This is a genomic window from Aestuariibaculum sediminum (assembly GCF_014596945.1).
In the GTDB taxonomy this organism is placed as follows: Bacteria; Bacteroidota; Bacteroidia; order Flavobacteriales; family Flavobacteriaceae; genus Aestuariibaculum; species Aestuariibaculum sediminum.
Genome location: NZ_JACVXB010000001.1, coordinates 877037 through 892216 on the forward strand (window position 1 = coordinate 877037; position 15180 = coordinate 892216).

The window sequence follows — 15180 nt, forward strand, 5'->3', positions numbered from 1 at the left end:
TTTGGTTGGGTTTATTTTAGTTTAGTAAGTTTTAATTAAAGATTCGGTAATACGGGCTGAGGCAATTTTTGATGCCAAAACGCCTAAAACCGAAATGGTGAAAAACGCAATAAAAAAGTTTTCAATTTTTATTGCTACCGGATATGGGAGCGACGGGGTAATCATTAAAAGGGCATAACGTTGTTGAAGTATAACCACAATAACACTAATTGTTAATCCAATTAATCCACCAATAATACTCATTAGGCTTCCTTGGTAAAAGAAAATGCGTCGAATGTCTCGTACGGTGGCCCCGATATTATATAGGGTATTGAGGCTGTGTTTTTTATCGAGCATCATCATAATTAAAGAGCCAACAATATTGAAAAACGCTATAATAAGCACCAGTGTAAATATTAGGTATACCGCAAGATATTCGGTATTGAGCATTTTATATAATGCGTCATTTAATTGTTCCCGATTTTTTAAAATAAAGGCATCACCCAGTATTGAGCTTATAGTTTGTTTTGTGGCTTCAATATCGGCGTTTTCTTTAAGCTTAAATTCTAATGCTGTTATCTGGTTAGGTTCATAGCTAAGCAACCGTTGAACCATATCTATGGGCGCAAAAATATAATTGTCGTTTAAATCTTCATTAATATAAAAAACACCAACATTATTCACTTTTACCGAATTGTATGCGTTTTTTGTTGAAGTAATTTGACCTTTTCCGGGTTTGGGCACGTAAATGGTTAATGGTTTTGTGTAGTCTAATAGCCCTAATGAAAGCGAAGAAGATAACCCCCAACCAACAACAATTTCACGGGTCTTTTGATTGAACCAGTTGCCGTTATCTAAAATGGAATCAACTGCAATTATGTGTTCAAAGTTTTTATCTACGCCCTTTATGGTTGCAATCGTATTTTTATTGTTAGAAGAGATTATAACCCGTTCTTCTACAATTTTAGAGTAAGTGGCAATACCTTGAATGGTATCAAGTTGTGCTTTTTTTTCATCGGATAATTCAATAGATTTTCCGAATGCGGTTTCAGCCTTTAAATCGGGGTCAACAACACTTGAAAACTGGAGTGTAAAATCTTTAAGGCCAGCAAAGCCGGAAAGTACTATAAATAAAGAAGCAGCACCTAAAATAACGCCTATTATAGCGATGATAGTTATTATATTAATAGCGTTGTTGCTACTTTTAGAATGTAGGTAACGTTTGGCTATATATAACGGGAAACTCAATTACGATTTTTTTCTTTTATCTAAAATACTAGGATCCTTAATAGGATTATCTTCACCCTTTAAAGAACGGTCTATTTTTTCGATATATTCTAAAGAGTCGTCAATAAAAAATTCAAGATTTGGCATACGGCGTAATTGGTTTTTGGTACGCTGTGCCAACTCATGACGAATTAAAGGCGTGTTCGATTTAATTCCTTTAAGTAATTCTTGGGCTTTAGCATTCGGAAAAATGCTTAAATATACTTTGGCTACACTTAAATCGACAGTTACTTTAACTTTCGATACCGATATGATAATACCTTGCATACCGCCTTGCGTAGCAGCACCTTGTAATACTTCAACTAAATCGCGCTGTAAAACCGATCCTATTTTTTTTTGTCTTTGACTTTCCTCTGCGTTACTCATGCTTATACCTGTTTAAACGGACTCTTATTTAATGGCGAATTTAAATATTCAACCAATTTGAATTATTCGTATACTATTTAGTAGTTTACAATGCAAAAATACAGGATATTTAAAGATAATCTTACTTTTGATTTACAAAATTTGTATCTTAAGCTAAAGACCTATCATATGAACAAAGTTGAGCATATTGGCATTGCAGTAAAAAATTTGGAAGAATCGAATATATTGTTTACCAAACTTCTGGGGACCGCAAGTTATAAAACGGAAACCTTGGAAAGTGAAGGGGTGAAAACCTCATTTTTTAAAGTTGGGGCTAATAAAATTGAACTATTAGAGGCTATAAATGATGCAAGTCCTATCGCGAATTTTATAAAAAGTCGAGGTGAAGGAGTGCATCATATTGCGTTTGATGTGGAAGATATAGAAAAAGAAATAAAAAGATTAAAAGCAGAAGGATTCGTTGTTTTAGGCGATTCGCCAAAGAAAGGTGCTGATAATAAGTTAGTTGTTTTTCTTCATCCAAAAAGTTCAAATGGTGTTTTAATAGAACTTTGTCAGGAAATAAATTTAAAAGGATAATTTTCTTGTGGGGTTTTAAAAATAGTATTAAATTCGCAGCCGATTTCGGTCCTATAACTCAGTTGGTTAGAGTATCTGACTCATAATCAGAAAGTCCCTGGTTCGAGCCCAGGTGGGACCACGATTTGAAATCGTAAAGCCTTGTAAACATTGAGTTTACGAGGCTTTTTCTTTTCAAAGGGGCAACATTGGGGGCAACGCAGGTTGGTTGTGTTTTATGTTGCTGTAAATCAATTGTTTATGTTATTGAATATGAGTAAATTAAGTGAAATTAGCAATAATTTGCCTATAATTTTTATTTAATCCATCACTTTCTAATTTCTATATGAGCTAAATAAATTAAAAATATAGCTCAAAATTTAGTTATATTTGAGCTATAAACTATTTTTTTATAGCTCATGATACGAAAAATATGGAATTGGCAATCTGAGGAATGGCCTAACTTAACTTATGACGAAGCTAAATTAAAGGCTTTAGAATTACAATTCTCTAAAAATATTGGAACAGTTTTAGGTGCTATTAAACATGTTAATACTGAAGAAAAGGAACAATTCTTAATTGAAGTCTTATCAAACGAAGCTTTAAAAACATCGGAAATTGAAGGGGAGTACCTTGATAGAGATAGTATTCAATCATCTATTAAAAAGAATCTCGGACTAAGTGTAGAAAAAAGAAATATAAAACCTGCCGAGTTTGGCGTTTCTGAAATGATGGTAGATTTATATAGAAACTTTGATGAGCCGCTTACGCATCAAAAAATGTATGATTGGCATAAAATGCTAACGAATGGAAGGCGAGACTTAAAAGATGTAGGTAGATATCGTACTCATGAAGATCCTATGCAAGTTGTTTCGGGGAGATTAGATAAACATATTGTGCATTTTGAAGCGCCACCGTCAAGTGAAATGAAACAGGAAATGGATGGCTTTGTAAATTGGTTTAATACGAGCCATTATGAAAGTGGAAATGAGATCTTGCCTCTTGCTAAAGCTGGCATAGCTCATCTTTATTTTGTAAGTATTCATCCTTTTGAAGATGGAAACGGAAGAATTGCACGAGCATTAGCCGAAAAATCCATTTCTTTAAGTATCGGTGAAGCTGCATTAGTTTCTTTATCTAAAACTATAGAGGCTAGTAAAAATAAATATTATGATGCTTTAGCGGATAATAATAAAACTTGCGAGATTACAGATTGGCTAGTTTATTTCGGACAAACAATACTAGATGCCCAGGAGGAAACACTTAAATTAATCGATTTTATTATTGAAAAAGCGAAGTTTTTTGATCGTTTCTTAACATCTATGAATGAACGCCAGTTAAAAGTGGTAAAACGTCTTTTTGATGCCGGACCTCAAGGTTTTATTGGTGGTTTAAGTGCTGAAAACTATACACGAATAGCAAAGACTTCTGCATCAACGGCGACTCGTGATTTAAAAGATATGTTGGATAAAGGTATGCTACACAAAACAGGTGCATTAAAAAGTACTAGATATTGGTTGAAAATTTAAATTTTAATATATACTTGAATAACGTTATTTCTTAAAATAAAATTAATGGATGCCAAAACTGTATTTGAAGTATATAAAGCTTTAGATTTTGATGAAAAAGATAAATTGTATGATCTAGTTAAAGCAGATTTTAATAATCGATATAACAGCCGTTATGGATTAAACAAAGGCAAGTCAAAAAAGGAACATGCCCTTGATTTTTCAGATGCTGATGCTTTGAGCTATGTTCTTGACTTATTTGGTATACTAAAGATAAATAACTAGAATCATTCTCTAATACGTTAAATTAAACCTTATTTAACTTATTAGAAAGTAAATTTAATCTGGAATAAGATTTACTATTGGTATATCGGCTTTTGCTAAATCATATTTACTTAAATTTTTTGGTTCCACCCAATTGTATTGATCATGATCTGTTAGCTTAAAAGAGGCAGACTTAAATTCACACCTGTAAGCAATAAGATTAATTGTGAAATCATCATAGTTGTGAATGTTAGAGCCTATTTTTTCCTGGACATTAACAAACATTCCTAGTTCTTCCCTTAGCTCTCTTTTTAAAGCTTCAATTTCAGATTCATTTTTTTCAATATTACCACCTGGAAATTCCCATTTACCAGCCATGTTAAATGATTACTTACAATACTTTTTTGTAATTAAATATCCTTTAAAAACCCAAATTCCTCATCAATAAGCACCCTTCTGTCTAAGCCTAAATTCATTTCTTCACAAGCTGTCTCGGCAACTAATGAACAAGAAAAACAAGCTGCTAAATTTAGGTCAAAAACTCCTTGACCTTCAGATTCCCAACATAAAGGGTCTGAAGAACAATTTTGAGATCTTTCTAATCCTTTTCTTATTATATCTAATATTTTTTCAGGTTCGCCTTGAGAAACCAATCCCCCCATACTTCCCTCGGAGCCTTCCGCTGTATATATCAACACTCCAGACATTAACTTTTCATGGTTTGTAGATATATAAAGCCTCTCCTTTAAACTGGCAGTTGGGTATCCACAAGAAAACTCTAGTTCTCTCATTATCATATGTGAGAATGAATGAATTAAAAAGTGTTTATATTTGTTATTGTAAATTTTCATTTTTGAACTTAAACCTTGACTATTTGGATTAGGAAGTTCTTTAAAATAGTTTTCGAATCTAAGATCTAAGTGTGTTCTATTTTTTGATATCCATTTTTCAATTTGCCCATTAGAGAATTCAAAGAAAAGCCCTTCTCCCAAAGCTTCATTTGCGGGTAGCGTAAATAATTCTTTAGAATCAATCGAAAATATATTTTGACCAGAAGAAGATTCTTTCACCTCTCCATTTAAAACAATTCTTTCTTTTGGCTTAACCCTTGTAAAATCGAACTGAACGTTAGTTACTTTTAATTCTTCCACCTTTTGAATTTTCTTAAAAAAATCAGTTAACTCAGAAGGTAGGTTAATATCCTTAAATCGTAACCCTTTATTTATTTCAATATCCGGCAAAGATGAATGAGTCGAAAAACATCTGTATTCTTGCCATCTATATTCTTCATGTTTATCATGAATTTCATCTGTATTCGAAATATTTAAAAATTCTAATTCAAGTTTCTTCCTAAAAAAATCTTCATGCTCATTAAGATTAAAGTCATTATCAATTAAAAAATCATCGAAATCAAATTTATGATTCCAATATTCTTCTCGAGACATTCCAGTTCTAGCTAAATATTTATCATATTTTTTTTCTAAAATATCTAATGCTTCAATTATTTCTTTTGGCTTATTTTCAGCCAAATGCATCGGGATAAATAAACTGGAAAATCCATTTGCATAATATACATTATTAGCGGTCACTAGAGCTATCTTCATTTTTTCTCTGCCATTTTTATTGTCATTTCTAACATAACAACTTTCATAAGGTATAATTGAAGGGTTATCAATATCTATTTCCCAGGTTTTTTGTCCTATACAATATGGTTCAAGACTATTGATTCCTTCAAGATTAATTTTAGGTTTATCTTTATCTGAATTTGTGCCTAATCCGCAACTAGAACATTCTAAATAAATACTACCATATCCTTCAGACTTTGTTTTGCTTTCTGTCCATTTAAGCTTTGGATTACTACAGCAAGGACCAACACTTTCACTTGATAACAGGTTTTCTCCTTTGTCGTCATCAGGTCTTAGCCTAAGATGTTTTTCCGTTTTCCACCTTAAATAATTTGGCCAAGGTATATCCGAAAGATGTCCATTTGGACAAATTAAAACAAGATTTGTTTGTTCTAAAGTTTTATACTCTCTAATCCTAATTGTATTTCTATCCTCATTTTTAGAATTAATCACTCTTAAAAAATGGTTTGCGTCCCTTGGCGGAGCAAAATAATCTAACTTTAATGTTTCCGGATACCTCCGGCATTCCCTTTCCCATATTGAAAACCATTCACCAATCTTTTTTAATTCTCCTTTACTATTTTTGAACCATTTTGGAAAATGATTCCCATTAATCATATAGTGACTTGATACTCCTTCAAATTGTTCTCCTGTATTCTTTAAAGCCGTTCTAATAGGGTGATTTCTCCAATTCGGCGTATTAAATGACTCATTTAATGACATATGAGGGATACCTACTAAGCAAACTAAATTTTCAAGATTTTTTTCAGACTTAACAAACTTAATAAACCTTAAATCATCTATAAATTCTAATCCTCTATTTAAAACTTCTGATTTACTTAATTCATAAACTTTTTTATCATCTGAATTATTAGTTCTAATAATTTCAATTTTTGAATTAGCCCATCTAATGAATTTCCATTTATTTATATCTGAAATTAAGACATATGAACCAAGTTTAGTAGTGATTATTGAACCAACACCAGATGTAGAGGATAGTAATTTATATTTTCCAACTCCTTGATTATATTGATTTTGTTTTAATATCATATTTTTAAATTGAATTTATTTTGATTGCAGCTTCCGGTTCAATCACTCTTAAAGACATGGGTATTTGCCATTTTTTACTATGAATATTTCCTTCATATTCTTCAATATCAACATAGAGTTGTTCTTGTGGAGGAATAGATTTAGCTGATTTATTATTAAAAACAAACCTCTTATTTTGAGCTAAATTCTTATTTGACTCTTCTTTCCATTCATTAAAAGCAATCTCAATCCATTTTTTTATTTGAACAACATCTTCTTCCTTCAGTAAGTTGCTTATTAATTTGTCAAAGTAATTCATTCTTAATTTCCTTGATTCAAAATAACTAGTCAAATTAGAAATAATAATTGCTAATTCTCTTTCTGAAATTGAGGAGATATCACTAGCAGACTGTCTTTCTGTAAATATAGTTGTATGCCTAATCATAGTTGCTAAATACAAACCCATGTATCTTTCTACTGCTTTTTGGGTAAAAGGCGTTATGGATATTGGTTCAACATAACTATACATTTTTTCGTGAAATTCAATAAATTTTTCATAATGAGAAATATCTCTTGCCCTAAACGGATGATGAACTGTTAATACAAGTCCATAATCATTCCTAGCTACACGACTGCTTGCTTGAATATATTCGGCTGTATTTCTTGGCATAGAATTCATAATAATACTATTGAATCTAGAGACATCAATACCTACTGAAATCATATTAGTTGCAACAACGAATTCTGGAGGGATCTTTCCCCTAATCAACTCATCATCTTGCTTGTAAGCAAAACGTTTTTTTGCATCCCATTTCGTTTGTACATTTTTTAATTCGTTTTTAACCTCTTCTCCGGACAATCTTCCTGTTAATTCTGATTCTTGAATTGGTCCATAAGTATAAATAGAATGCATTAATTTTTGAGGTCTTACAGACCTTGAAAACACCCTTCTTAATTCTTTTAAAATATATGATTGAATTTGAGATTGTGTTTTTCCAACTTCTTTGAGACTATTGAAATAGGATATAGTTGTATGATAAAAATCAATTGCTTTTTCAAAATCTTTATATGAATCAAATTCCACGGGATGCTTATCTCCCAATTCCTTTAGTTCAAAAATTGCTCTATGAGTCATTAATATAGCAGCTAACCTCATCTGCATCCAAATTTGTGTTCTACCTGTTGGTAAAACGCCAATATATTTTCTTTTAGAAAGATATTCAGGTATTTTATCTTCAGGGCTTTTAAACCTTCTTCGATAAAAGGCAAAGAACGAATCATCACACTCCACACCAGGCTTTGGAAAAAGATTTACTTTTCTATCAAAAAGTGCCGCAATTTGTAATTGAGTGTTTCTCGTTGTCGCGGTTGATGAAATAATTTTAGGCCTCGTACCGTCTTCCCTGGTACATAGTTGATCTACAGCTGACTCAAACAAAGCTACTGCCGAACCAAGTGGCCCCAATAGTAAGTGTAACTCATCTTGAATTATTAAATCCGGAGGTAAATAACCATTTTTAGGTTTTCCTTGCTCCCAGTTACCTGTACCAAATATTCTTCTTGAATCGGCATTTCTACCATTGTTAGTTCCATCCACTTTATGAGCTAATTGAGCAAACTTATCTACTGTTCCAAAAAGTAATGCTGGTGGATGTTGATAAATAGTTTCATCTGATAAACAAACAGGTATTGGGCCTTGATATAATTTTCTATGGCTCGGCCTTCCTTTACCGAAAGCAAATGAACATTTTTGAGAATTAGAGCAAATTAAATAAAGTTTATCTTTGTTAAATACAGATGCGGTTGAGTCTGAATGAGTTGCAGTTTCACCTTTTATTTTAGAACCACACCAAGGACATTTATCCAAAGGAACTTTATTTTTCTCGTTTCTATTTAATTTTTCAAACTCAGATAAAAGAGAATCTTTATTTCGATCATTGGGCCTATGCAATAATTTGTTTGGTAAAGAATTATTCCCCACCCATAGTCCAATAGAAATAGGTTCTTCTCCTAATTGATAATTCCCCCATCTCCTTATTAATTCTAATGACATGATTACTAAAGTTGCTCTTTGGAATTGTTGCATAGTTAGCAATCGAAGAGTATACCTCATGATGGCAGCGGTACCTCCACCTCTTTCTTTGAACTCTTTCCTTCTATTTATTATAGTTAAGGCAATTAAACCTAAATAAGCTTCTGTTTTCCCGCCTCCAGTAGGAAACCATAGTAAATCAACCCAATTATTTCTTGTGTCCCAATTATTATCGACATCTTCTTTATAAATTGAATCTAGATTTAAAAGTATGAAAGCAAGCTGAAAAGCTCTCCATCCTGCTGATTGTGTGAATGGAGGGAATAGCTTATCATCAACATTGGAATAAAAATCCGAATTAAAATAACTAAAATCATCTTTACTCATTAATGATGTTACCTTACCATTTTTGGCATTTACCGAGTGCCACAATTGCATAAACATTGCTGCATTCATTAGCCGAAAAGAATCAAGTTTTTCTTCATTACTTTTGCCTGAAAGAAAAATTGTAATATTTTTTTTCATTCTTTCATAATCCTTCAGGCATTTTTCAAGTTCCTGATTTGCAATACCAGAAAAAGCTCCTTGATATTTTTCGTCTTTTCTTTTTATATCAATCCAGATTCTATAGGAATCGACAAATTCATTTAAACCTTTAATAATATCATTATTAGATGCATCTGAAAAAATAGATAGCCATTTAAATTCTTGAGATTTTGAATTTTCCAAAAATAAAGGAGAAACAAATCCTTCCTTTTTATCAAATACAGCTTCCTTACTTTTATTTCTTGGTACGGGATCAATATCTGGAGTTTCACATGAAGGTAAATATTCCGTTTCAACAAATGGAGTGCCATTATTGTGGCTCCACCTTACGGAACATCCATGACCAATCGCAAAATCCTTGAATTGGTAATAAATAAATGATGTTGTTGTATCTTCAGAATAAATATTTTCTTTATCAGGTTTATAGGAATGATTACTATATGGCCTCAAAAAAGCATTCTCAACAGAAAGATTAACACCAAAAAATGATTTTTGATTGACCAATTCATTAAAAGTAGAATAATACCTACTGTCGTTTTGTTTATCTTTAATAAATGGAATACTTGTATTTACCAATTGAATTTTAAAAAACACTTGGTTGTTTTCCTTTCTTGAATCTCTACTTAATTGGATGTTGACTGATATTGAAGCGTAATCTTCTTTTTTGTCATCTAAATCAAATCGAAAAACATCTTTTAATCCATTTTGAATAATACCATCTTCTCTGATAATCGAGATAATCCCATCCTCATTTTTTTTAGTATACAAGTACGATTTTTTTCTTAGAGTCTTTGGGAAATTAATATTTGCTAATTTTATAATTCTTTCAATAGGTTTAGACTGCCATAAACCATAACCAGCAGAGTAAACATCTAATAAATTTCTTAAATGATCTGTTATATTTTCAATAAGCTCAATTTTCTGAGTTACCCCATAAACTTTCTTTTGTAAATCTTTATCTGTAATTGTACTTTTTAATTCATAGTATATAGATGATTTCAAATTACTAAGATAGCAAGAGGCCTTTGTCAGTTGAGGAATTTTTAAAATTGCACTAGCTTCATCGAAAAGTCTTTCTGCAACGGCCTTCTGCACTTCTCTAACCCTTTTCTTTGTTTGTGTAATTTCATCATGCGATAATTTAGAAAGTAATAAAAAATGATTTTCATTAATAGACCTAATTCTAAACGAATTGAACTCATATTTCATTAAGAATCTCTGTATTTCATCAGGATTAACTTCACAAAGAAGTCCATATTTATTATTAAACTTTCCTTCTATATCTTTCTTTAATTTTTGATAATATCGGAAACGAACTTTAAATTCTATTTCTCCTTTTTCTAGTACTTTCTCATCCAAACAACATGTTAACCCCATTGTTCTGGGAAACATTTGATTTAATTCAACACCTTCTGTGTCTTCTATATCTTCAGAACTACTATTTTGAGAATCTTGTTCATATACTTCATCTTTTTGATCTGTTTGTTCATTGTTATCTAAGGTAATTCCAGATTTACAAGTATCGCTGTTATCTTCAGGAAATAAAATTCCTGTACTATATATAGCAGCAGGAACAATATCTAAAATTTCAGATGAGTAGTCTAAAGGAGCTTCTTCAATAAGAAGCTTATTAACAATATTTTCATTTTCTAAATCTACAAATCGATACCCATTTATTCCTGGCCCTAAAGTTTGTTCTCGAATAAAACGTTCTAAAGATTTTCTTTTATTTAATATCTTACTCATGCTTCAATTTTTTCAATAGTTTCAAGTTCAATTAGTTTTAATTCTGGCTGAATTAATTCCGTAAGCACAACTAAATTATCTACCAGGTAATTTTCGTCAATTCCAAGTTCATCTATAGGATGATTCGTTTTATAATAAAACAATTTTTGACTTATAATACTTCTAACATTTATATTCTCATCAAAACAACAATCATTAAACAAATCTTTTAGCAATTGATTCATTTGCTTTGTGCTTTTACGACTCGATAGTTTTGAAGAATTTCTAATCCTTTGAATAATAATAAAGTAAATTTTAGGTATATCCAAATATTCACACAATTCAATAAAAACACGCTTACTAAGAGGTGCAATTGAGTCACTTTGAGGATTTATCCAATTCTTTTTAAAGTAAGAATAAGAAACAATTCTTAAATTTTTAGTTTCTAAATAGGTTTTTAACTCGCTATATAATTTACTTTCACCCCTATCATCTGATTTTTGTTTTAATAGTATTTTCCATAACCTTCCTACACTTTCATGTCCAATATCAAATCTTTCACGAATGACACTTAATTCTTCATCCTGTTGTTTTGTATCTGTTATTTTTTCATAAATATTAATATCTTCTTGGATTTCATCTAAATTTTGAATGAACATTTTTCTATCATCAAATTCTAATTCTGATAAATAATCTACTCTTTCTACTCTAAAAGTAGTATTGCTTTCATCAGATATAATGAATAGGTCTGACCCATAGAAGGTTTTAGAGCTTTTACCTTTTGATTTTATTTTATAAAACTCTCTTTGATCAGAACTAGAATATTCATTTTCGAGATTCCAATCAATGTTAGGATTTAAACTGGGCTTTTCATTTCTAATTAAATTTTTAAGTTTATCCCAACCAAAACTATTCTGCCTAATATTGTGATCGAGATATTTATGATAATCATTATAAAGATTATATCTTGACCAACTATACTGATGCTTGAATAAAAAACTTATTAATAATGCTTTAAAATTTTCGTCTTTTTCCTTTGTGATTTCAAGTAAATTAGGGTGAAAATTATTAGGGTACTTTCCTTGATCTCTGTAAGAAAGTATAAGTGCTGCTTCTGAATTTGAATTAGATAATTCAGACCATAATTTAAATTTAAAATTACTCGGTAGATTAATTGTCTTAATTAGTTTAGAAATTAATTTTGGACATTTTACAACTGAATCATCTACAATGATTGTTGAAATATCATTATTTAAGAATTCAGTAATTTTAGATGTTAAATTGATTTTTATGATGAAATCTAAAACATTCGAAAGAATATCTTTAAGAGTTTCTATATCCTCTTCTCTTAATTCAAGAATTAATTGTTTAGTAGTCAAAGTAATTAATTCCGAAGATTCATTAAGAGAAAATAGATCTTCTAAAAGAAAACATTTAATATCTTCATTTAAGCATAAAGAATAAATATTCATCATTTTTAAGGACCTTAGTTCATATAAATCTCTAATACCAGTTTCTAATAGAAATGCATCCCAAAAACTACAAGAATCAAACCCCAAAAAATCAACTGGAATAGAAGTTTTTTCTTTTTTTCTTAAAAGAAAGTCAATTTCAGAACCTAGTATTGTATATGTTGCATTTTGAGGGATTTTAAACCTTTCCTTAATCATTTCTATTTTATTTCGAATTGAATTAAAAGATTTATGCCCCTTACCAAAAGTTATAATTGCGTAACGATTAAAGTTTGTTCCATATTCTTCATTCCATTTTTCAATCTCTTGCAAAGAAAAACTAGACATTATCTTTTTACTTTCGCAGTCAAATAGAATAATATTTTTAATGTTATCAACTAGTCTACTGTTTTGAGTATCTATTTCATTTAAGGTATAATCAGTATTAAAACAATTATATGCTAAATCTATTTGATTGCTATCAATATCTACAGCATAAGGCGTTAATTTAAATATTTTTATTATTTCCTGTTTTTCCCTAACTTTACAATTAATTAATGATTTTATAGAAAAGCTTGAAGATAAATCTAAACTATCAAAAAATGTATAAAGACAATTTGATTCACTTTTCTTTAATACCCATTTTTTATAAATCTTATTTCCGCCATTTTTAGCACTTGCTCCTTCAGGACAACGTGCATTTAAAATCTTATTCTTCCTTTGAAGCTCCTCTACTTTATCTTTAAGAAGGTGGTTTTTATATTCCTTATTTTGCTTATTTAAATCATTTAAATTAGAATTAAAATATAATTTAAGAATGATAAATTCAAATAATAATGCCTCCAATTCATCTGAAAAATCAAGTTCAAAATGAATATGAATTGAATTTATATCATTTGATTTATCTTGTATGTGATAATCTAATATTAAATCGAAATAAGCAAGTACGTTTTTAAATCTTTTTTTTAACTTATAATTGCTTAAACTACTAAACAAATTATTTTTAACTTCTTTCTTTTGAATGTTTTTTTTTAATAGAGTATTGATATGTTGATTTATAATTTCCATTATGCTACTATATAAATTTCAACATTCAAAATTGCTCTTGTAATTCCGACAAAAAGTTCATATTTATTTAATTCTGACGGTTCTGAAACCACTAGAAATACATTCTTTTTTTCTAACCCTTTATACTTAAGTATTGAGGTATATCTTAATTTATTTGATGTATCTCCTATATTTCTTTGATTCAGTTCCTCCACATCTTTGATAATTAACATCTCTCTCAGGTCTTCATCTCCTTTATAAGTGCCTCTTAAAAAAGTAGATTCAATAAGTAAAACGCAATCTTTGCCTATTAATGAAGAGTCTGTTTCTCTAATAGGAGTTAAAATATTCTTTAAAATATATTTTTTAACATATTTTAGAGCAGCAAATCTTTGAACTTTAATATTAGGATATAAATCTTCAAATTGTTGATTTAATATTATTGTAGGGTTTTCAATAATCTCTGAAGATAAATGTCTGATTTTAGGATTCTGAGAACTTCTTTTTACTTCATTTAGTTTAAAATGGGAATAATACTCTGTCATTAAATCCGCTATTTCAGAAACATTTCTTCCACTTGAAGAATAACTTTGGTCAATATCATATAGAATTAAGGAATTTCCATTTAAAAGACCATTTCCATTATATCCAGAAAACTTATTTATAAACAAATCAATTCCTCTATCAAACAAATCTTGAGCTTCATCTATCACTATAAAATCATAAGGTCTTAGTTTTCCATTAATTTCAAGATATAGTATAGTATCTTTAACAAGGTTATAAAAGTCATCTTCATTAAAAGAGATTAATTCATTATAAGTTAAATCTTTATTATACTTTAGAAAAAACTTAAAAAAAGTTGTAACCTCTAGATTACTTAATAAGTTACGTTCATTTAAAACGGATCTTGTGTAGTGCATTAATAAATTATTCCAACATAAATAAATTCCTGTTTTGTTATGTTGTTTGTCTATAAATGCTTTTGCTATAGTGGTTTTTCCTGTTCCAGGAGGCCCTTCAATCATTATTCTAGTATTCTTATATAAACTCTCAAGAATTTCAATATTTTGAATACCCAGCCATTCTAAAGTATTAATTGTGTTAAAATGATTTCTATCACCAATTGTTGGACTTAATATTTTTTTTATTGCAACATATTTTTTGCCTTCAATATAATTATATGTTCTATGGTGTTTTTTATGCTTATTCTTTGAATATTCAAATACATTTATTAAAAACTTTTCAATCGAATTGTCGTAAATTTTTGAATTAAATGAAGTCCAAAGGAGATTACTATCAATTAACTTAGACTCAAAAGGATAATTAACATGAGGAAAAACTACAGCTTCACAAAAAAAGCAATCTTTAAAATTATTTAAGATAATATCCTTAAGAGTAAATTTGTATCCTTCTGCCTGTTTAAAAGGGTTTTGCTTTATTGGTTTTTCAAAATTTTTACCATAATAAAATATATTATCTTTTGTTGATATTGGACCTCCTTTTACTTCCAGAACGACTATGCCATTTTCGCAAATTATTAAAAAATCAATCTGAGCACTTGTCTTTTTATAATAGTTAAAATTATCCGAATGCTCTGGTAATTTTAAATCGTGCCAAACGTCCCATTGAATTTGACTTTTACTTAAATCCTCCCACAACCTTCTGTAGACATCTATTTCACCCTTGAGAGGTGTTCCATCCTTTTTGACAATTATTTTTTCTAGTGAATTTATCGGGTTATTGGGGTAAAAGGAAACCGGCAT

The 15180-nt window shown here is 29.8% G+C and carries 10 protein-coding genes and 1 tRNA gene; 4 read left to right on the forward strand and 7 right to left on the reverse strand.

Annotated features, from left to right (window positions below; all coding sequences use genetic code 11):
• Positions 1-21: 21 nt before the first annotated feature.
• Together ICJ83_RS04020 and rbfA are read right to left on the reverse strand one after the other, a co-directional pair.
• A complete protein-coding gene (locus ICJ83_RS04020; RefSeq protein WP_188229056.1) occupies positions 22-1227 on the reverse strand; it encodes an FtsX-like permease family protein in 1206 nt (401 codons plus the stop codon).
• Positions 1228-1632, reverse strand: coding sequence for a 30S ribosome-binding factor RbfA (rbfA, locus tag ICJ83_RS04025; protein WP_188229057.1), 405 nt, complete (start codon positions 1630-1632; stop codon positions 1228-1230).
• Between the two features lie 168 nt (positions 1633-1800).
• Between rbfA and mce the strand changes: the two genes are divergently transcribed.
• The 4 genes from mce (at position 1801) to ICJ83_RS04045 (ending at position 3983) form a co-directional block, all read left to right on the forward strand.
• Positions 1801-2211, forward strand: coding sequence for a methylmalonyl-CoA epimerase (mce, locus tag ICJ83_RS04030; protein WP_188229058.1), 411 nt, complete (start codon positions 1801-1803; stop codon positions 2209-2211).
• A 47-nt stretch (positions 2212-2258) separates the two neighbouring features.
• A tRNA-Ile gene (locus tag ICJ83_RS04035) sits at positions 2259-2332 on the forward strand.
• Positions 2333-2609: 277 nt separating this feature from the next.
• Positions 2610-3719 carry a Fic family protein gene (locus tag ICJ83_RS04040; RefSeq protein WP_188229059.1) on the forward strand — a complete coding sequence of 370 codons (1110 nt, stop codon included), beginning with the start codon at positions 2610-2612 and terminating at the stop codon, positions 3717-3719.
• Between the two features lie 45 nt (positions 3720-3764).
• Entirely contained in the window at positions 3765-3983 is a 219-nt protein-coding gene (locus ICJ83_RS04045) for a hypothetical protein (protein ID WP_188229060.1), read from the forward strand.
• Between the two features lie 54 nt (positions 3984-4037).
• Here the strand turns inward: ICJ83_RS04045 and ICJ83_RS04050 are convergent, their stop codons facing one another.
• Genes ICJ83_RS04050 through ICJ83_RS04070 form a run of 5 tightly spaced genes read right to left on the reverse strand, consistent with a single transcriptional unit; the run spans position 4038 to position 15180 of the window.
• Positions 4038-4340 carry a (deoxy)nucleoside triphosphate pyrophosphohydrolase gene (locus ICJ83_RS04050; protein ID WP_188229061.1) on the reverse strand — a complete coding sequence of 101 codons (303 nt, stop codon included), beginning with the start codon at positions 4338-4340 and terminating at the stop codon, positions 4038-4040.
• A 32-nt stretch (positions 4341-4372) separates the two neighbouring features.
• The gene (drmB, locus tag ICJ83_RS04055; RefSeq protein ID WP_188229062.1) at positions 4373-6637 is read right to left on the reverse strand and encodes a DUF1998 domain-containing protein; all 2265 of its coding nucleotides are present in this window, start codon (positions 6635-6637) and stop codon (positions 4373-4375) included.
• Positions 6638-6641: 4 nt separating this feature from the next.
• On the reverse strand, positions 6642-10940 hold the full coding sequence (locus tag ICJ83_RS04060; protein WP_188229063.1) for a helicase-related protein: 4299 nt from the start codon (positions 10938-10940) through the stop codon (positions 6642-6644).
• Positions 10937-13438, reverse strand: a complete 2502-nt coding sequence (locus tag ICJ83_RS04065; RefSeq protein ID WP_188229064.1) for a hypothetical protein — start codon at positions 13436-13438, stop codon at positions 10937-10939. Before ICJ83_RS04065 ends, ICJ83_RS04060 begins: the two co-directional genes overlap by 4 nt.
• Positions 13438-15180 (reverse strand): nuclease-related domain-containing DEAD/DEAH box helicase, encoded by a 1743-nt coding sequence (locus ICJ83_RS04070; protein ID WP_188229065.1) that lies wholly within the window; start codon positions 15178-15180, stop codon positions 13438-13440. The genes ICJ83_RS04065 and ICJ83_RS04070 overlap by 1 nt, the downstream gene beginning before the upstream one ends.